The organism is Streptomyces sp. NBC_00510 (genome assembly GCA_036013505.1).
Taxonomy (GTDB): Bacteria; Actinomycetota; Actinomycetes; order Streptomycetales; family Streptomycetaceae; genus Actinacidiphila.
Window position 1 is genome coordinate 7,381,973 of record CP107851.1, and the last position, 18,739, is coordinate 7,400,711.

The following is an 18,739-nucleotide window of genomic DNA, read 5'->3' on the forward strand; positions in this document are numbered from 1 at the left end:
GTCAGGCGTTCCCGCCGACCACGGTGAAACTCATCCACGGCTCCGCGTCGGGGATGCCCGGGTTGCTGGTCTTCGTCGCCAGGTAGGTGCTCTCCGTGCCTTCCAGGTTCTTGCAGCCGGGACCGGTGTGCAGGACCACGTCGTTGAGCGTGTTGTTCACGATCGACCTGGCACCCGTGGGCGGCAACTGGTGGCAGCCGTCCACCGACGGATTGTCCAGCTGCACCACCTTGTTGTCCGGGGTGGTGTACACCACCGTGCCCACCGCTTGGGAGTCCAGGCCGGAGCAGCCCGCGGCGCCGAGCAGAAGGAACAGGGCGCCGGTGCGGATGCCGTGCCGCCGGAGATCTGCCATGGTGAGCGTCCTCGTCTGTGCGGAGAGCGGTGCGAAGGCCACGCTGCCCCGAGAGCGCCCACGCTGTCATGCCGGGCACGCCCAGTCGGCCGAATCACCCTCCCCCTGGTGGTGACGGCGGACCAGGTGCCGGCGTGCGGCCCGCCCGGCGCGGTGGTCGAATGGAGGTCCAGGAGCCACCGGAAGGGACGGCACCATGCCCGGTCTACTGCGTGGAGCGGTACGTACGGCCGTCGTCGCGGGCACGGCCACCGCGGTGTCGCAGCGGGTGGCGCGACGGCAGCAGGGCCGGTGGGCGGAGCAGGGGTACGGGCAGGCAGCGGTCCAGGAGCCCACGGCCCCCGCTCCGCCGCCCGCGGCCGCCCCGCCTCCGCAACCGCCGCCCGCCCCGGGGGGCGACATGGCGGGGAAGCTGGAGCAGCTCAAGCAGCTGGGCGAACTGAAGGAGCAGGGGATCCTCACCGAGGAGGAGTTCCAGACGCAGAAACGCGCCATCCTCGGCGGCTGACGGCGCGGGCCGCCGGAAACGCCACAGACGCCTGTGGGCGGTACCACCGGTCTCCGGTGGTACCGCCCACAGGCGTCTACGTGGTGTCCGAGGGGGGACTTGAACCCCCACGCCCGATAAAGGGCACTAGCACCTCAAGCTAGCGCGTCTGCCATTCCGCCACCCGGACAAGGTGTTCGCCGCCCGGCACTCGGCCCGGCGACGTGGAAAACAATAGCAAACATCCGGAGGTCCCCGATCACACGCTTCCCGTGACGGGAGCGTGACGGCCTGCCCGGGGCCCTCGCGGGCCGCGGAGGGCGCGGGGGAGGATGGCCGTGACCGACGAACGAAGGAGACAGCGTGAGTGAGTCGAACTCGGCCGCCCGTACGACCACCGGAGAGGACGAGGTCGTCGACCTCTGCCGCGACCTCATCCGGATCGACACCAGCAACTACGGCGACCACTCCGGGCCGGGTGAGCGGGCCGCCGCCGAGTACGTGGCGGAGAAGCTCGCCGAGGTCGGCCTGGAGCCGCAGATCTTCGAGTCGCACAAGGGGCGGGCCTCCACCGTCGCCCGCATCGCCGGCGAGGACCCCTCCCGTCCGGCCCTGCTGATCCACGGCCACACCGACGTCGTGCCCGCGAACGCGGACGACTGGACCCACCACCCCTTCTCCGGCGAGATCGCCGACGGGTGCGTGTGGGGGCGCGGCGCGGTCGACATGAAGGACATGGACGCGATGACCCTGGCCGTCGTGCGCGACATGCTGCGCAGCGGCCGCCGTCCGCCCCGCGACATCGTGCTGGCCTTCCTCGCCGACGAGGAGGCGGGCGGCGTCTACGGGGCGCGGCACCTGGTCGACCGGCACCCCGGGCTCTTCGAGGGCGTGACCGAGGCCATCGGCGAGGTGGGCGGCTTCTCCTTCACCGTCAACGAGGACGTGCGCCTGTACCTGATCGAGACCGCCCAGAAGGGCATGCACTGGATGCGGCTGACCGTGGACGGCACCGCCGGCCACGGGTCCATGACCAACACCGACAACGCCATCACCGAGCTCTGCGAGGCGGTCGGCCGGCTCGGCCGGCACGAGTTCCCGGTGCGGGTGACCAAGTCCGTGCGCGGTTTCCTGGACGAGCTGGGCGACGCCCTCGGTACCGAGCTCGACCCCGAGGACATGGAGACCACGCTCGCCAAGCTCGGCGGCATCGCCAAGATCATCGGGGCCACGCTGCGCAACACCGCGGCCCCCACGATGCTGGGCGCCGGCTACAAGGTGAACGTCATCCCCGGCCAGGCGACCGCGCACGTCGACGGCCGCTTCCTGCCCGGGCACGAGGAGGAGTTCCTGGCCGACGTCGACCGGATCCTCGGCCCCCGGGTGAAGCGCGAGGACGTGCACTCCGACAAGGCGCTGGAGACCAGCTTCGACGGCGCCCTGGTCGACGCCATGCAGGCGGCGCTGAAGGCCGAGGACCCGATCGCCCGCGCGGTGCCGTACTGCCTGTCCGGCGGGACCGACGCCAAGTCCTTCGACGACCTGGGGATCCGCTGCTTCGGATTCGCCCCGCTGCAGCTGCCGCCGGAGCTCGATTTCGCCGGAATGTTCCACGGCGTGGATGAGCGGGTACCGGTCGACGGACTGAAGTTCGGCGTCCGTGTTCTCGACCGGTTCCTCGCGAACTGCTGAAACGACGCTCGCATTATCGACATTTCTTGCTGCTTAGCCGAAAAGAGTGAATGAATCCCGGCGGCAGTAGCGCGCCTTCTTCCGAGTCGTTGGTTCGTGTGCGGTCCGAGGTCGGGGCCGTTTTGCCAACAAGGAGGAAAAATGATCAAGAAGGTCGTCGCTGCTGCCGCTGTCACCGGAGGGCTCGTGGCTGCGGGTGCCGGCGTGGCCGTCGCCGACTCCGGCGCTCAGGCCGCCGCTGTCGGTTCCCCGGGGGTCCTCTCCGGCAATGTGATCCAGGTGCCCGTCAACATCCCGGTCAACCTGTGCGGCAACACGATCAACATCGTGGGGCTGCTGAACCCGGCCCTGGGTAACGCCTGCTTCAACAACTGACGCCGCGGCGGGCCGCATCGCTGCAGGCCTGATCCCGGCGGTCCCGGATGCGCCATCTCCGCGTTCCGGGGCCGCCGCACCGGCTAGGGGTGGGACACCGGTTATCCGGCCCCGGGGGGTCATTCATTCCCCCGGCGGGCGATTGTCCGCCGGTTTCCGTATCGGAAAAGCAAGAGGCAGGGACATTCAATGCGACAAGTCGCGAAAAAGGGGCTGCTCACCGCAGTCGCGACAGGCGGCGTGCTCGCCGTCACCGGCGGTATGGCCTACGCGGACTCCCACGCGTCCGGGGTCGCCGCCGGTTCTCCGGGCGTTCTGTCCGGCAACACCATCCAGGCGCCGGTGAACATTCCGATCAACGCCTGTGGCAACACCGTCAACGTCGTCGGGCTCCTCAACTCGGCGGCGGGCAACACCTGCGTCAACGGCTCCATCGACCAGGGCAAGGGCCACGGCTACGGCCAGGGCAAGGGCTACGGGAAGAAGGAGAGCGGGGGCTACGGCAAGAAGGACAGCGGCAGCTACCGCGACAAGGACGGCGGCAAGGGCCACGGCGGCAGCAAGGGCTACGGCCAGGGCGGCGGCAAGGGCTACGGCAAGGGCCACAGCGGTGACGACGGCTACGGCTACGGTCACGGTGGCGGCGCCTCGGCGCGCGCCGCAGCGGTCGGCTCTCCGGGCGTCCTGTCCGGCAACGTGATCCAGGCGCCGATCAACATCCCGGTCAACGTCTGCGGCAACACGATCGACGTCATCGGGATCCTGAACCCGGCGACGGGCAACGCCTGCGTCAACACCGGTGGCTACCACCACGGCGGCAAGGGCAAGGGCCACCACCACAAGCCCGAGCACCACGGCAACCGCCACAAGCCGGGCAACGAGAACAACGGTGGTGGCAAGGGCGGCGGTGGCAAGGGCGGCGGTGGCGGCGGCGGTGGCGGTGGCAACCAGCCGCAGTCCATGGGCCACGGCGGCGGTCCGTCCCTGGCCCGCACCGGTGCCGGCGACATCGCCACGGGCCTGCTGACCAGCGCCGGTCTCCTGCTGGGCGGCGCGGTGCTCTTCCGCCGCGCCCGCGCGGTCAGGAACTGAGCCTTCCGGTCTCACCCCTTCGAGCGGGGCCCCGCGGTTCGCGGGGCCCCGTTCGGCGTGTCGGCGACCTCACCAGGTGGCGCGTATCTGCCGGATGATCCGGCGGCGCAGCCGCACCCTGCGGCTGCCGTCCGGGTAGAGGCGGAGCCGGTCGAGCTCCCAGTGACCGTACTCGGCGTGGTCGGTCAGCAGGCGATGAGCCTCCTTGCGGGAGACTCCCCGTGGCACGTACACATCTCTGAATTCGTATTCAGGCATCGCATCTATTGTGCGGGGAGCGCCTCGGTACGGATAGCGTCTTCTGCATGTCTGATGCCGCGCAGTCCACCGTTGCCGAGGTACGAGCCGCCGTCGAGGCGGTGAAAGCCGCGCTGGACCGCCACCTGGACGCGATCGAGAACCGCACCGGGGAGGACGATCCCGCGGTCTACCAGGCCTTCGAGGGCCTCGCCTCGGCCGCCGAGGCCTACGACGAGCTGCTCTACGACACCTACGACGAGGTCACCCCCTTCGAGGTGCCGCTCGGGGACACCCTCCCCGACTACTCCGGCCCCGGTGAACCGGGCGCGATCAGCGTCCTGATCCGCCGGGACTACACCGTGGCCGACCCGCAGCGGCTGCGCAGGCAGGCGGAAGGGATCTCCGAGACCGCCGCGGCCGAGGGCGGGGACATCGGCACGGCGGTGGGTGCCCTCTTCGGGGAGTACGAGCCCGACGAGATCGCCGAGCGCCACAAGGAGTTCGGCCTGGAGGAGGGCGACTCCACGCTCTGGGTCACCGCGGCGGAGCCCGCCGAGCCGGGCGAGTGGCTCGCCGCGCCCTTCGACCAGGCGGACCCGCGGCATCTGCTCTTCCGCCTCGACGTCAGCGCGGTCTACGACGACGCAGACGCGGACGAACTCGACCGGCTGGCCTGACCGGGCGCGGGCGCGGCTCGCCCGGGCCCGGGGGAGCCGCCCGGGCCCGGGCGGCGGATCACTCCGCCGCGGCGGCGGCCGCCTGCTCGCGCAGGATGTCCCGCAGGCGTGTGGTCCGGTCCCGGGCGGGAACCTCCGCCACCGCGTGGGGGAGCGCCTGGTCGACGCCCTGCACCACGGACAGATGGCGCTCCCCGCGGCTGAAGGCGGTGTAGATCCAGGCCCGGGTCAGGGCCGGGGCGGCGTCCCCCGGCAGGACGACGACGGCGGCCGGCCAGCGGCGGCCCGCCGCCTGGTGCGCCGTGACCGCCCAGCCGTGCCGCACCTGGGCGGTCACTGCGTCGGGCGCGACCACCACGGGCGTCCCCCCGCAGTCGAGCCGCAGCCCCTCCGTGTCGGCGGAGACGACGGTGCCCGGCACGGCCGTCCCGGGGACGGGGGCGTGCACGATCCGGTCGCCCGGGTCGAAGCCGCCGAAGCGGCCGGGCCCGGGGTTGAGACGCTCCTTGAGCGCGGCGTTGAGCGCCCGGGTGCCGGCGGCGCCGCCGTGCCCCGGGGTGATCACCTGGGTCTGCTCCGGGGGCACGCCGATGGCCCGGGGCACGGAGTCCGCGACGAGCTGGACCGTGCGGTGCACGGCCTCGCCGGCGTCCCGCACCGGGACGATCACGACCTCCTTCCCGGGGGCGTCGACGGTGGCCAGCTCGCCGAAGCCGATCCCGGAGACCAGCTCGCCGATGGGGCCGGGGTCGGGCGTGCGCGAGGCGACCTGCGGGCACACCTTCGCCGCCAGCAGGTCGGAGAAGACCCGGCCGGGGCCCGCGGACCACAGCACCGCCGGGTCCCCGGAGAGCACCAGGCGCGCCCCGTCGGGCACGGATTCCACCAGGGTCGCGGCCGTCTCCACGTCGAGCTGGGGCGCGTCCAGCACCGCCAGCAGGTCCAGCGCCAGCGCGCCGTCCTCGTCCCGGCCGGGGCCCTCGTGGCCCGCCAGCAGCCCGGCGAGGGTGGCGGTCGCCTCCGCGTCCACGGACCCGGCCAGCCGCCGCCTGCCGTCCTCGGTGGCCGCGACGGCCCAGGCCCGCAGCCCCAGTGACCGGGCGGCCGCCACCAGCGCCGCCGGTTCCGCACGGGCCGCCTCCGCGCCGGTGTGGGCGACCAGCCCGCTCCCGGCGACCGCCCGGACCAGCGCCGCGGCGGACGGGGACGGGGCCGCGCCCGCCGCGCCCTCCCAGTCCTGCGACTCGTCCGCGTCGAAGGTGTTGAGGAGCCTGCTCAGGCCGTCCGCGAGGCTCTCCTCGGCGAGCGCGTAGCGGTCCAGGCCGAGGAGCAGCCGCACCGGCGCCTCCTCGTCCTCCTCGTCGGCCGCCGGACGGGCACCGGCGCTCTCGTCCGGGACGTGGAAGACCAGCACCAGGCCGTCCGCGACGGCGGCCTTCAGGGTCTCCTCGGCGTCGGTGACCCCGTTCTGCCCGAGCGCCGCACCGAGCGTGGCCCACTCGAGCGCGGTGTGACCCCGCTCGGCTGCCCGTTCCAGCAGCCAGACGACCAGCGCGCGCACCCGCCGCTCGTCGTCGGGGCCGCCCTCGCCGCCGAGCAGCGCCTTGGCGAAGCCGTCGGCCTGGTCCACCCGGACCCCGGCGAGCGCCAGCACCTGCCACGGGTCCTCGCGCAACGCCTCCCCGGCCCGCTCGCCCAGCGCCGCCACGGCGGCCTCGGCGAGGCTCTCCGGTGCCCCGCCCGCCGCGAGCACCGTCCGCGCGGCCGCCACGGCGTCCCCGCTGAGCTGCGCGGGCAGCACGGGCCGCGCCACCGGGGCCGGCGCCGGGGCGGGGGAGGGCGCGGCCGCGGGCGGCGACGCCGCGGGACGGGCGGGCCCGCCACTCTTCACGGGCGCCGCGGGGCGCTCGCCGCGTTCGATCGCCCGCACCGCGGCGGCCAGGTCCGTGAGTTCGGCGGGGAGCTGTGCACCGACGCCCTCGGTCGAGGGCCGGGGCCGCCGGGGAGCCGGGGTCTCCTCGCCGGCGGCGCCCTCGGGCTCGGCGCGGTCCTCGCGGTCGTGGTCGTCGCGGTCCTCGGTCACGATGGCCTCCGTTGTACGGCGGACTACGGTCGGGGCCCGATCACAGCGTGCTCCAGTCGTGGTCCGGATAGCGGTGCACCGGCGCAGAGACGTCGTCCAGCGCCTGGCAGATCTCATCCGGAAGACTAAGGGTCTCCACTGACAACGCCGCAGCGAGCTGCTGGGCGTTGCGCGCCCCGACGATCGGCGCGGTGACGCCGGGACGGTCACGCACCCAGGCGAGCGCCACCTGCAGCGGGCTGGCGGCCAGCCCGTCGGCCGCTATGGCCAGCGCGTCCACGATGAGCCGGGCCGTCTCGTCCAGGTAGGGGGCGACGAAGGGCGCCATGTCCTCGGAGCCGCCGCGGGAGTCCAGCGGGGTCCCGTGCCGGTACTTGCCGGTCAGCACCCCGCGTCCGAGCGGTGAGGACGGCAGCAGCCCCACCCCCAGGTCCAGCGCGGCGGGCAGCACCTCGCGCTCGATGCCGCGCTGCAGCAGCGAGTACTCCATCTGCGTGCTGGCCAGTGGTGTGCGCGTCGGCACGGCCTGCTGCCAGGTGGCCGCCTTGGCCAGCTGCCAGCCGCAGAAGTTGGACACCCCGACGTAGCGGGCACGGCCGGAGCTCACGGCGAGGTCGAGGGCCTGCAGCGTCTCGTCCAGCGGGGTGGTCGTGTCGTACGCGTGCACCTGCCACAGGTCGACGTAGTCCGTGCCGAGCCGCTGCAGGGAGGCGTCCAGGGCGGCGAGCAGGTGGCCGCGCGAGGCGTCGAAGCGGCGGTAGGGGTCGGGCACGCTGCCGGCCTTGGTGGCGATCACCAGGTCCGAGCGGGGCACCAGGTCCTCGACCAGCCGGCCGAGGAGGTACTCGGCGCCGCCGTCCCCGTAGACGTCGGCGGTGTCCACGAGCGTGCCCCCGGCCTCCCAGAAGGCCTTGAGCTGGTCGGCGGCGTCGAGTTCGCCGGTGTCGCGCCCCCAGGTCAGCGTGCCGAGCCCGAGCCGGGACACGCGCAGTCCCGTACGGCCGAGGTGCCTTTGCTCCATGAGGGGTGAGATTACTGGTCGTCCGGGACCTTTGGGCAGGAGTGACGTACCCGACAGGCGCCGGCGCGCGCCCGGGGCGATAAGGTCCGGGGAACAACGACGTTACTCATCGGTAAGGGGATCGCCATGCGGCTCGGGATCAACCTCGGCTACTGGGGCGCCGGGATGGACGCCGACAACCTCGCCGTGGCGCAGGAGGCCGACCGCCTCGGCTACTCCGTGTGCTGGGCGGCCGAGGCCTACGGTTCCGACGCGCCCACCGTGCTGTCCTGGGTCGCCGCGCAGACCGAGCGCATCGACGTCGGCTCGGCCATCTTCCAGATCCCGGCCCGTACGCCCGCGATGACGGCGATGACCGCCGCCACCCTCGACTCCCTGTCCGGCGGCCGCTTCCGGCTGGGCCTGGGCGTCTCCGGCCCGCAGGTCTCCGAGGGCTGGTACGGCGTGAAGTTCGACAAGCCGCTGGCGCGCACGCGCGAGTACGTCGAGATCGTCCGCAAGGCGATGTCGCGGGAGCGGCTGAGCCACGAGGGCGAGCACTGGACGCTGCCGCTGCCCGGCGGCCCCGGCAAGGCGCTGAAGCTGACCGTGCACCCGGTGCGCGAGCACATCCCGCTGTACATCGCCGCGATCGGCCCCAAGAACCTTGAGCAGACCGGTGAGATCGCCGACGGCGCGCTGCTGATCTTCCCCTCCGCCGCCCACCTGGAGGACACCGCGCTCCGCCACATCCGGGCGGGCCGCGAGAAGGCGGGGAAGACCATGGACGGCTTCGACGTCTGCCCGACCGTGCCGCTCGCCGTCGGCGAGGACGTGGACGCGCTGGCCGACCTCTTCCGCCCCTACACCGCCCTGTACGTGGGCGGGATGGGCAGCCGCAAGCAGAACTTCTACAACCAGCTCGCGCAGCGCATGGGGTACGAGAAGGAGGCCGCCGAGATCCAGGACAAGTACCTGTCCGGCGACAAGGAGGGCGCCGCCGCCGCGATCCCGCGCGAACTCATCGACTCCACCACCCTGCTGGGCTCCGTGGAGCGGATCGCCGACCGGATGCAGGCCTACGCGGCCGCCGGCGTCACCACGCTGACCCTGGCCCCGGCCGGGTTCACCCTCGACGAGCGGGTCGCGGCGCTGCGCGCGGGCGTGGAGGCGCTGGAGCGCGCCGGACTCGCCGGGTAGGGGAGGGCGCCGGTCCCTCGGCGCCGGTCCCGGCTCAGCCCGGGACCAGGCGCCCCATCATCCGCCCGAAGGCGATCAGGCGCGTTATCTGGCCGGGCCCGCCGTCGTCGAGGGACTTGCTGAACCGGAAGGCCTCCGGCCGGAAGCGGGCCGAGGTGACGCCGCCGTCGGCGTCACCGAGCACCGCGCTCAGTTCCTGCGGCATGGCGGTGGCCAGCACCACGAAGACGCCGCGGTCGATCCGCCGGCCCTGCTCGTCGCGGCCGACCAGGGTGCGCATGCCGACGTGGCCGATCGAATCCAGGGGCAGCACCTGCACGGAGGAGTCCAGCACCCGTCCACCCGGCGCGTCCTCGTCGGCGACCTCCTCGCTGTGCCACAGGATGAGCCGCCGGCCGTCGCAGACCGCGGCCTCCTGCCACACCGAGGTGCCGGCCTCCGTCAGGTCGACGACGCGTTCGAGGGTGAAACCGCGGACCCGCCGCCGGCCCAGGACGCCGTCGATCGCCTCGAGGGCCACGTCCGCGTGGAGGAAGTAGGCGCGGGCCGCGTCGTCCAGGCGCGCGTAAGGGGCCCAGTCCGAGCCCGCCGGGCCTCCGGGGCGTGCCGTCGTCCGGCTGCGCGTCGCCTTGCTGAACATGACTTGGTCGTGACCCCTCCGAGGGGCTATGAAATCACGGGCACTTCGGCCGGCGGCGGGGCCCCTCGGTTTCCGCGGCCGTGGTGGGGGCTCGGGGGTCTTCCCCGCCACGGCCGTCATCAAACACAACGCTCGGAAGGGCCAGGGGTTACGTGCCCGGTGCCGGACGGCTCTCATCCGTTCGGCCGAGTTGACGCCCGGGCCTGTTGCCTCATGCTTTGCGGGCGACTTGACTTTTCTTTTGCGTATGCCCGATTCGCGCAGGAGGTACGTCATGCTCTCCGCCCGGAGTCTGTTCCAGGAGATCCTCGACAACGACGACTCCTTCCGGCTGTTCTGCTCGATCGCCGCCAGCGGTGAGTCGCAGGGCGGCTGGGAGAACGGCAGGATCGCCGCACTGGTCCCCGAGTCCCAGCGTGAACTGGCCCCCAAGATCGCCCGGCACGGCGCCGACGAGGACAAGCACGGCCGGATCTTCCACGCCCTGATGCGCAAGCGCGGCCTCGAACCCGTCCCGGTCCCCCCGGACACCGACTACACCGTGCTCCTCGAACGCGGCGGCATCGGCCTCGCCCACGACAAGCTGCGCCGCGACGAGCCCCTGACCGTGCGGGACATCGTCACCTACCTCGCCCACAGCCGGGTCACCGAGCAGCGTGCCTCCGAGCAGATGGCCCTGCTCACCAGGTACTTCACGGACCACCCCGACATCGGCAGGGCGGTCCGCATGATCTCCGCCGACGAGGACAACCACCTCGCCTACTGCCACGAGGAACTGCTGCGCTTCGCCCACGCCGGCCACGGCGCGGCCATCCAGCAGGTCCTGCGCGAGTGCGCCCACGCCGAGATCCGCATCTACCGCGACGTCAGCCTCGCCGTCATGGACCACATGGGCCGGATCCTCGGCTGGTCCGGGGCGAAGGCCGCGGTGCTGCGGGCCGGGATCCACGGGGCGTACGCCTACGAACGCCTGGGCGGCTGGCGGCGGATGGTCAGGCTCGCCATGCCCCAGCGCCTCGACGCCCTCGGCGGCCCCGAACCCGCGGCCGAACCGGCGGTCTGAGCCGCCTCCCGGCCCCTCGCCCGCACCCGCGTGGGGCCGGGAGACCGCTCAGAGCCAGCCGTGCCGTTTGAACGTCCGGTACAGCAGGATCTCGGACACGGCGATGACCGCCAGGACCGCGGGATACCCCCACACCTGGTGGAGTTCGGGCATGTACCGGAAGTTCATGCCGTAGATGCCCGCGATCATGGTGGGCACCGCCGCCATGGCGGCCCACGCCGAGATCTTGCGCATGTCGTCGTTCTGCCGCACCCCGACCTGGGTCAGATGGGAGCTCAGCACGTCGCTGAGCAGCCGGTCGAGGCTGTCCACCAGCTCGTTGGCCCGGGTCAGGTGGTCGGCCACGTCGCGGAAGAAGGGCTGGGTGCTGGGCGCCACGTGCGGCACCGTGCCCGCCGAGAGCCGGATCATCGGCTGCATCAGGGGCGCGGTCGCCCGCCGGAACTCCAGCAGCTGGCGCTTGAACCCGTAGATCCGGCTCGCCGTGCTCTCGGCGCCCTGGCGCGCGACGGACCTGCGGACCTCCGGGGCGAAGACCTCCGTCTCCAGGTCCTCCAGGTCGGCCTGGAGATCGGCCGCGACCACCATGTAGTCGTCGACCACGGTGTCGCTGATGGCGTACATCACCGCGGTCGGCCCGTGCTTGAGGACCTCGTGCTCCGCCTCCAGGCGGTGCCGGATCTCACCCGGTGCGACCGCCTCGCCGTGGCGCACGGTGACGACGAAGCCCTCCCCGACGAAGATCATCAGCTCGCCCGCGGAGACCGTGTCCCGCTCGTCGTCGTACGAGACCGGTTTGAGCACCAGGAAGAGCGAGCCCTCGTACACCTCCAGCTTGGGCCGCTGGTGGGCGCAGAGCGCGTCCTCCACGGCCAGCGGGTGCAGCCCGAACTCGCGGCTGACGAGGTCGAACTCCTTCTCCGTCGGCTCGTACAGGCCGATCCACACGAACGCCCCGTCGGTCGCCCGCGCCGCGTCCAGCGCGTCGGAGAGGTCGTCGGGGGCCGAGGTGCGCTCCCCGTCGCGGTAAATGGCGCAGTCGACGATCACACCTGTCTTCTTCCGCGTTACGTCGGCGCCACACCGGACAACCCGGGGTCGTATGGTGGCGGTCATGCCCACCGTGATCCTGGTCCGGCACGGCCGGTCCACCGCCAACGCGGAGAAAGTGCTGGCCGGACGGCTCCCCGGAGTCGCCCTTGACGAGACCGGACGTGACCAGGCCGCCGCGCTGGCCGCCCGGTTGGCCGGACTGCCGCCGTCCGCCGTGGTCACCAGCCCGCTGCAGCGGTGCCGGGAGACCCTGCAGCCGCTCCTGGACGCGCTGCCCGACGTGCCGCTCCACGTCGAGGAGCGCATCTCGGAGTGCGCCTACGGCGACTGGAGCGGCCGCAAGATCGCCGAGCTGGCCGACGAGCCGCTGTGGGGCGTGGTGCAGCGCTACCCCTCGGCCGCCGTCTTCCCCGGCGAGGGGGGCGAGTCGGTGCGCGCCATGCAGGCCCGCGCGGTCGACGCGGTGCGCGAGTGGAACGCCCGCATCGAGGAGACCCACGGACCCGACGCCCTCTACGTGATGTGCTCCCACGGCGACATCATCAAGTCCGTCGTCGCCGACGCCCTCGGCATGCACCTGGACCTCTTCCAGCGCATCGCCGTCGACCCCTGCTCGGTCACCGCGATCCGCTACACCCCGGAGCGGCCCTTCCTGCTCCGGCTCGGCGACACCGGCAGCCTGGAAAGCCTGCGCCCGAGGGAGCGGCCCACCACGGCCCCGGGCGACGCGGAGGTCGGAGGCGGTGCGGGCGCACCGTGATCAGCTTCCGCAGTAGGGTGGACCGGACCCCGAAGACACCGAGAAAACGGAGCAGGACGTGCCTCGTCAGGTGTTCCTCTACGACAAGCCCGAACGCTTCGTCGCCGGCACCGTAGGCCAACCGGGCCAACGCACCTTCTTCCTGCAGGCGAGCGCCGCCGGCCGGACGACCAGCGTTGCGCTGGAGAAGACCCAGGTCGAGGCACTTGCCGAGCGCATCGACGAGCTGCTGGACGAGGTCGTGCGCCGCACCGGCGGTTCCGCCCCCGTACCCGCCGTGGCCCCCACGGAGCTGCTCGACAACAGGCCGCTCGAGGTCCCCGTCGAGGAGGAGTTCCGGGTCGGCACCATGGCCCTGGCCTGGGACGGCGCCGAGGAACGGATGATCCTGGAGGCCCAGGCGCTGGTCGAGATCGAGGCCGAGGACGAGGACGACCTCGAGGCCGCCGAGGAGATGCTCCTGCAGGACGAGGAGAACGGCCCGCCGCTGCTGCGGGTGCGCCTGACCGGCGCCCAGGCCCGCTCCTTCGCCAAGCGCGCTCTCGACGTCGTCGCGGCCGGCCGCCCGCCCTGCCCGCTGTGCAGCCTGCCCCTGGACCCGGAAGGACACGTATGCCCGCGTCAGAACGGGTACCGGCGGTCGGCGACGGCCTGAGCGGGGACATAGCCGCCGAGCTGCTCGCGCACGGAGAACTGACCGTGCGCGGGCGGCTGCGCGACGCCTCCAACGCGGTGCTCTACTGCGCGGTCGAGCACGAGGGCGTGCGCGCCCACTGCGTGTACAAGCCGGTGGCGGGCGAGCGGCCGCTGTGGGACTTCCCCGACGGGACGCTCGCGCAGCGCGAGGTCGCCGCCTACCTGGTCTCCGAGGCCACCGGCTGGGGCCTGGTGCCGCCGACCGTGCTGCGGGACGGTCCGTACGGCGAGGGCATGGTGCAGCTGTGGATCGAGACCCCCGAGGAGGCCGGCGAAGGGCTCCTCGCCCTCGTCGAGGGGGACGAACCCGGCGACGGCTGGAAGGCCGTCGGCTTCGCCGAGGTGGGCGAGGGCCGCACCGCGCTGCTGGTGCACGCCGACGACACCCGGCTGCGCCGGCTGGCCGTCCTGGACGCCGTGATCAACAACGCCGACCGCAAGGGCGGCCACCTGCTGCCGGCCGCCGACGGGCAGCTGTACGCCATCGACCACGGCGTGACCTTCAACACGGAGAACAAGCTGCGCACCCTCCTGTGGGGCTGGGCCGGCGAGCCGCTCACCGACGAGATCGCCGAGGTCCTCGGCAAGCTCTCCGCGGAGCTCGCCGACGGGGGCCTCGGGGCACGGCTGGCCGAGCTCATCACGCCTGCCGAGCTCGACGCCCTGCGGGCCCGCGTCGCCGCGCTGCTGGGCTCCGGACGTCATCCCGAGCCCTCGGGGGAGTGGCCCGCGATCCCCTGGCCGCCCATCTGAACATCGGGGCCGGACGTCCCGGGCGGACCCACCGTTCGTTTGTGGATCACGCGGGCGGTTAATCTCATGACATGCATGCCTGGCCCGCTTCCGACGTCCCTGCCCTCCCGGGCACCGGGCGCGACCTCCGCCTCCACGACACCGCGACCGGTGGCCCGGTAACCCTGAGCCCCGGTCCGGTCGCCCGCATCTACGTGTGCGGGATCACCCCCTACGACGCCACCCACATGGGTCACGCGGCCACCTACAACGCGTTCGACCTCGTGCAGCGCGTGTGGCTGGACACGAAGCGCCAGGTCCACTACGTCCAGAACGTCACCGACGTCGACGACCCGCTGCTGGAGCGGGCCGACAAGACCGGCGAGGACTGGACGGCCCTCGCCGAGCGCGAGACCACCCTGTTCCGCGAGGACATGACCGCGCTGCGGATGCTGCCGCCCGCCCACTACATCGGCGCCGTCGAGGCCATCCCGGGGATCGTCCCGCTGGTCGAGCGGCTGCGCGAGGCCGGCGCGGCCTACGAGCTGGACGGCGACATCTACTTCCACGTCGACTCCGACCCGCACTTCGGCAGCGTCTCCCGCCTCGACGCGGCCGCCATGCGCGTCCTGTCGGCCGAACGCGGCGGCGACCCGGACCGCCCGGGCAAGAAGAACCCCGTCGACCCCGTGCTGTGGCTCGCCGCCCGCGAGGGGGAGCCCAGCTGGGACGGCGGCAGCCTGGGCCGGGGCCGCCCCGGCTGGCACATCGAGTGCGTCGCCATCGCCCTGGACCACCTCGGCATGGGCTTCGACGTGCAGGGCGGCGGCTCCGACCTCGCCTTCCCGCACCACGAGATGGGCGCCTCGCACGCCCAGGTGCTCACCGGCGAGTTCCCCATGGCGAAGGCCTACGTGCACGCCGGCATGGTGGCGCTGCACGGCGAGAAGATGTCCAAGTCCAAGGGCAACCTCGTCTTCGTCTCCCAGCTGCGCCGCGACGGGGTGGACGCGGCGGCCATACGGCTCAGCCTGCTGGCCCACCACTACCGCGAGGACTGGGAGTGGACCGACGCCGTGCTCGCCGACGCGGTGGAGCGGCTGGCCCGCTGGCGCGCCGCCGTCTCGCGGCCCGACGGCCCGCCGGCCGAGGCGCTGCTGGAGGAGATCCGCGAGGCGCTCGCCGACGACCTGGACGCCCCCGCCGCGCTCGCCGCCGTGGACCGCTGGGCCGCCCGGCAGGAAGCCGAGGGCGGCACGGACACCGGTGCCCCCGGTCTGGTCTCCCGCGCGGTGGACGCCCTGCTCGGCGTCGCGCTCTGACGCCGCGGGAGCCGCCCGGCCCACCGGTTCACCGGCTCCCCTGACGAACGGACACGGCCCGGCCGCCGCCCCCTGTGCGGGGCGGCGGCCGGGCCGTGTCATCCCATGACGTGCCGGTCGGGTCACTCCCCGTCGGCGCCGTCCTCCTTCTCTTCCCGGTCGTCCTTGGGCTTCTGCGACATGTCCCGCAGGTAGGGGCCCGCGTCGGACTCGCCCGACTGCGGGTCGCGGCGCCGCAGGTAGCGCTCGAACTCGCGGGCGATGGCCTCGCCCGAGGCCTCCGGCAGCTCCGCGGTGTCGCGGGCCTCCTCCAGCGTCTGGACGTACTCGGCGACCTCGCTGTCCTCGGCCGCGAGCTGGTCCACGCCGACCTGCCAGGCACGCGCGTCCTCCGGCAGCTCGCCGAGCGGGATGCGCAGGTCCAGCAGGTCCTCCAGGCGGTTGAGCAGCGCCAGCGTCGCCTTCGGGTTCGGCGGCTGCGACACGTAGTGCGGCACGGCGGCCCACAGGCTCACCGCCGGGATGCCGGCGTGGGTGCAGGCCTCCTGGAGGATGCCGACGATGCCGGTGGGGCCCTCGTAGCGGGACTCCTCCAGGCTGAGCGCGGTCGCCAGGTCCGGGTCGGAGGTGACGGCCGTGACCGGCACCGGACGGGTGTGCGGGGTGTCGCCCAGGAGGGCGCCCATCACCACCACCATCTCGATGCCGAGCTCATGGGCGAAGCCCAGGATCTCGTTGCAGAAAGAGCGCCAGCGCATGCTGGGCTCGATGCCCCGTACGAGGACGAGGTCGCGTGGCTTGGGGGTCTCGATGCGGATGACGGACAGCCGCGTGGTGGGCCAGGTGATCCGTCGCGTGCCGCCGTCCATCCAGACCGTGGGGCGGTTGACCTGGAAGTCGTAGTAGTCCTCGGCGTCCAGCGCGGCGAACACCTCGCCCTTGAACTCCCGGTCCAGATGCCCGACCGCGGCGGAGGCGGCGTCCCCGGCGTCGTTCCAGCCCTCGAACGCGGCCACCATGACCGGGTCGATCAGCTCGGGAACCCCCTCGAGCTCGATCACCCAGCGCCTCCTTCCGGCCGGAAGGGGGATGGTGCCACCCCCGCCGGCTGCCGTTCCTTCGCGTGCTGCACCAGCCTACGGCTTCGTGAGACAGGTGCCGCCGCCTTCGTAGGGGGATGATCCCCAGAGTCATCCGACGTACGCGTCCGGTCAGCCACCGCTCCACGCCGAGCGGTACGCGGCCCAGTCCGCCGGCGTGGCGGCGAAGTCGACGTACAGGGCGAGACCGAAGCGCTCGCGGGCGGGCGCCTCGCGGGCGAGGCCGAGCCGGGCGCCGCGCACGGCGGCCGTGACCGTCTCCGCCCAGGCGTGCCGGCCCAGGTTGTTCGTGTGGTACCCGGGCAGGCCCACGAGCAGGTCGGTGCCCGGCGGCGTCACCTCCAGGGCGAGGGCGGTCTGCTGGGCCACGTAGCCTCCGTAGAGGCTCTCCAGGGGGAGGGCGGTGTCGTAGGTCATCATCGCGACCTGGTCCACGCGCCGGGCCACCTGCCCGAAGTACCGCTGCGACCACCACTTGGGGTGGTGGAACAGGGGGCCGCTCACCGAGTGCAGGGAGGGCAGCGGGTCGATCTGGTGCGTCGCCACCGACAGCGGCACGCCGCGGGCGGCGGTGAGCCGGTGCACCGAGTCCAGCAGCGAGAGGAAGCCCTCGTCGTCGGAGTACATCGGCTCCAGGTCCAGGTGGACCCCGTCGAACCCGGCCGCCAGGACCTGGGCCGCGCTGTCCCGTACCCGGGCGCGGGTCGCCGCGTCGTCCAGGTGCAGGCCCTCGGAACCGTCGTGCGACAGGACCTGGCCGAGCCACGCCTGGACGCGCACCCCGGGCAGCGCGGTGTGCATCCGGCGGATCATGTCCCGTGCCTCCGGGTAGAGGCCCGCGTCGAGGCGGCCGTCGAACTCCAGGGGCCCGGTGTGCACGTACAGGTCCCGGGTGCCGCTGCCGCGCAACTCCCGGGCCAGCGTCTCGAGGTCGGCGTCGTCGCGGCTGCCGTCGACCCAGGCGTGCCCGAGCCACACCGCGTTCCGGTCACGGTCGGCGCCGGCGCCGGAGGGGTCGCCGGTGTACTCCAGGCGCAGGGCGACCCCGGCGGCGAGCACCGGGAGCAGGACGGCGAGGACGACCAGCAGCGCGCCGCGGCGCAGCGTACGGGCCGAGGGGCGGCGCAGGCGCAGCCGGGGGCGTGGATTCATCCGATCCCTCTTTTCGATCACTCTGACGAATGACCGGACGCACCCAGGCTCGGGGCGGTTCGCCCGCCGGTGGGATCCCGCGGGGACCCGCCGGGCCTCAGAGCGTGGACCGCAGCCACTGCTCCACGCTCGCGACGTGCACCGTCGCCCAGGACCGCGCCGCCTCCGCGTCCCGGTCCCGCAGGGCCGCCAGGATCGCGCGGTGCTCGTGCAGGGTGCGGCTCACCGCGTCCTCCTGCGTCAGCCCGCGCCAGATCCGGGCCCGCGTGGTCGGCCCGGACAGCCCGTCCAGCAGGGAGCACAGCACCGAGTTGCCCGAGGCCTGGACGATGCCGCGGTGGAACTCCAGGTCGCACGCGACCAGCTCCTCCACCGACGGTGCCGTCCCCAGCGCCTCCAACTGCTCGGTCAGCACGTCCAGCTGGGACTCGGCGATGCGCGCCGCCGCCATCGCCGTGGCCGCGGGCTCCAGGATGCGGCGCACCGCGAGGAACTCCAGGACGGTGTCGTCGCGGTGGAAGTCCACCACGAAACTCAGCGCCTCCAGCAGCAACTGCGGGTCCAGGCTGGTGACGTAGGTGCCGTCGCCCTGCCGCACGTCCAGGATCCTGATCAGGGACAGCGCGCGGACCGCCTCGCGCAGGGAATTGCGCGACAGCCCGAGCTCCGCGGCCAGTTCGCTCTCCTTGGGGAGCCGGTCGCCGGGCCGCAGCGCGCCGGAGACGATCATCCCCTTGATCTTCTCGATCGCCTCGTCGGTGACCGCCATGAGCCCCTCGCCTCCCCGGACATCCGATGTATCGGGCCATTATGCCCGCACGGCCCGAGAGCCGGGGCCTTCTGCGGAGGTCTGATCCGCTGCTCCCGCGACGCCCGTCCCGCGGAACGCCGAAAAGCCGTGCCCGCTGCTGCGGACACGGCCTTTGGCCTGCGAAATCACCGTCGGGACGACAGGATTTGAACCTGCGACCCCTTGACCCCCAGTCAAGTGCGCTACCAAGCTGCGCCACGTCCCGGTGA

The 18,739-nt window shown here is 72.9% G+C and carries 18 protein-coding genes, 2 tRNA genes and 3 pseudogenes; 12 read left to right on the top strand and 11 right to left on the bottom strand.

The features are described from left to right. Window position 1: 1 nt before the first annotated feature. Complete coding sequence (locus OG937_33345) at window positions 2–355, bottom strand: hypothetical protein (protein WUD76230.1); 354 nt, start codon at window positions 353–355, stop codon at window positions 2–4. Window positions 356–551: 196 nt separating this feature from the next. Here OG937_33345 and OG937_33350 point away from each other — a divergent pair, with 196 nt between their 5' ends. After that, window positions 552–863, top strand: coding sequence for an SHOCT domain-containing protein (locus OG937_33350; GenBank protein ID WUD76231.1), 312 nt, complete (start codon window positions 552–554; stop codon window positions 861–863). 81 nt (window positions 864–944) lie between these two features. Here OG937_33350 and OG937_33355 read toward each other — a convergent pair. After that, window positions 945–1,032 (bottom strand) — tRNA-Leu (locus OG937_33355). 173 nt (window positions 1,033–1,205) lie between these two features. Here OG937_33355 and OG937_33360 point away from each other — a divergent pair. From OG937_33360 to OG937_33375, 4 genes and pseudogenes are all read left to right on the top strand, one after another. Then, window positions 1,206–2,534, top strand: coding sequence for a M20/M25/M40 family metallo-hydrolase (locus OG937_33360; protein WUD76232.1), 1,329 nt, complete (start codon window positions 1,206–1,208; stop codon window positions 2,532–2,534). A 141-nt stretch (window positions 2,535–2,675) separates the two neighbouring features. Further along, window positions 2,676–2,909: a chaplin gene (locus OG937_33365; protein ID WUD76233.1), complete on the top strand. Its 234-nt coding sequence runs from the start codon at window positions 2,676–2,678 to the stop codon at window positions 2,907–2,909. 189 nt (window positions 2,910–3,098) lie between these two features. Continuing rightward, a pseudogene (locus OG937_33370) lies at window positions 3,099–3,335 on the top strand (chaplin). Window positions 3,336–3,519: 184 nt separating this feature from the next. Next, window positions 3,520–3,704 (top strand): annotated as a pseudogene (locus tag OG937_33375) (chaplin). A gap of 366 nt (window positions 3,705–4,070) precedes the next feature. Here OG937_33375 and OG937_33380 read toward each other — a convergent pair. Next, on the bottom strand, window positions 4,071–4,259 hold the full coding sequence (locus tag OG937_33380; protein ID WUD76234.1) for a DUF5703 family protein: 189 nt from the start codon (window positions 4,257–4,259) through the stop codon (window positions 4,071–4,073). Between the two features lie 47 nt (window positions 4,260–4,306). Between OG937_33380 and OG937_33385 the strand changes: the two genes are divergently transcribed. Further along, window positions 4,307–4,918 (top strand): hypothetical protein, encoded by a 612-nt coding sequence (locus OG937_33385; protein WUD76235.1) that lies wholly within the window; start codon window positions 4,307–4,309, stop codon window positions 4,916–4,918. Between the two features lie 58 nt (window positions 4,919–4,976). Here OG937_33385 and OG937_33390 read toward each other — a convergent pair whose 3' ends face one another. Both OG937_33390 and OG937_33395 read right to left on the bottom strand, forming a co-directional pair. Then, window positions 4,977–7,001: an ATP-binding domain-containing protein gene (locus tag OG937_33390; protein ID WUD76236.1), complete on the bottom strand. Its 2,025-nt coding sequence runs from the start codon at window positions 6,999–7,001 to the stop codon at window positions 4,977–4,979. 40 nt (window positions 7,002–7,041) lie between these two features. Beyond that, complete coding sequence (locus OG937_33395) at window positions 7,042–8,022, bottom strand: aldo/keto reductase (GenBank protein WUD76237.1); 981 nt, start codon at window positions 8,020–8,022, stop codon at window positions 7,042–7,044. Between the two features lie 126 nt (window positions 8,023–8,148). Between OG937_33395 and OG937_33400 the strand changes: the two genes are divergently transcribed. Next, on the top strand, window positions 8,149–9,201 hold the full coding sequence (locus tag OG937_33400; GenBank protein WUD76238.1) for an LLM class F420-dependent oxidoreductase: 1,053 nt from the start codon (window positions 8,149–8,151) through the stop codon (window positions 9,199–9,201). Between the two features lie 34 nt (window positions 9,202–9,235). Here the strand turns inward: OG937_33400 and OG937_33405 are convergent, their stop codons facing one another. Then, complete coding sequence (locus OG937_33405) at window positions 9,236–9,841, bottom strand: hypothetical protein (protein WUD76239.1); 606 nt, start codon at window positions 9,839–9,841, stop codon at window positions 9,236–9,238. Between the two features lie 274 nt (window positions 9,842–10,115). On the opposite strand from OG937_33405, the gene OG937_33410 reads away from it, so the two are divergent. Further along, a complete protein-coding gene (locus OG937_33410) occupies window positions 10,116–10,904 on the top strand; it encodes a ferritin-like domain-containing protein (protein WUD76240.1) in 789 nt (262 codons plus the stop codon). 48 nt (window positions 10,905–10,952) lie between these two features. Here OG937_33410 and corA read toward each other — a convergent pair whose 3' ends face one another. Then, on the bottom strand, window positions 10,953–11,954 hold the full coding sequence (corA, locus tag OG937_33415) for a magnesium/cobalt transporter CorA (protein WUD76241.1): 1,002 nt from the start codon (window positions 11,952–11,954) through the stop codon (window positions 10,953–10,955). Between the two features lie 64 nt (window positions 11,955–12,018). Here corA and OG937_33420 point away from each other — a divergent pair, with 64 nt between their 5' ends. The 4 genes from OG937_33420 (at window position 12,019) to mshC (ending at window position 15,467) form a co-directional block, all read left to right on the top strand. Beyond that, window positions 12,019–12,717 carry an MSMEG_4193 family putative phosphomutase gene (locus tag OG937_33420; protein ID WUD76242.1) on the top strand — a complete coding sequence of 233 codons (699 nt, stop codon included), beginning with the start codon at window positions 12,019–12,021 and terminating at the stop codon, window positions 12,715–12,717. A 58-nt stretch (window positions 12,718–12,775) separates the two neighbouring features. Next, complete coding sequence (locus tag OG937_33425; GenBank protein ID WUD76243.1) at window positions 12,776–13,372, top strand: DUF3090 domain-containing protein; 597 nt, start codon at window positions 12,776–12,778, stop codon at window positions 13,370–13,372. Then, the gene (locus tag OG937_33430) at window positions 13,330–14,166 is read left to right on the top strand and encodes an SCO1664 family protein (protein WUD76244.1); all 837 of its coding nucleotides are present in this window, start codon (window positions 13,330–13,332) and stop codon (window positions 14,164–14,166) included. The genes OG937_33425 and OG937_33430 overlap by 43 nt, the downstream gene beginning before the upstream one ends. Before the next feature lie 71 nt (window positions 14,167–14,237). Then, on the top strand, window positions 14,238–15,467 hold the full coding sequence (gene mshC, locus OG937_33435; GenBank protein WUD76245.1) for a cysteine--1-D-myo-inosityl 2-amino-2-deoxy-alpha-D-glucopyranoside ligase: 1,230 nt from the start codon (window positions 14,238–14,240) through the stop codon (window positions 15,465–15,467). Window positions 15,468–15,691: 224 nt separating this feature from the next. Here the strand turns inward: mshC and OG937_33440 are convergent. The 4 genes and pseudogenes from OG937_33440 to OG937_33455 form a co-directional block, all read right to left on the bottom strand. Further along, window positions 15,692–16,528, bottom strand: a pseudogene (locus OG937_33440) (PAC2 family protein). Between the two features lie 150 nt (window positions 16,529–16,678). Beyond that, window positions 16,679–17,719, bottom strand: a complete 1,041-nt coding sequence (locus tag OG937_33445) for a glycoside hydrolase family 18 protein (GenBank protein WUD76246.1) — start codon at window positions 17,717–17,719, stop codon at window positions 16,679–16,681. Between the two features lie 97 nt (window positions 17,720–17,816). Beyond that, entirely contained in the window at window positions 17,817–18,488 is a 672-nt protein-coding gene (locus tag OG937_33450; GenBank protein ID WUD76247.1) for a FadR family transcriptional regulator, read from the bottom strand. Between the two features lie 173 nt (window positions 18,489–18,661). Then, window positions 18,662–18,735, bottom strand: a tRNA-Pro gene (locus tag OG937_33455). Window positions 18,736–18,739: the final 4 nt, after the last annotated feature.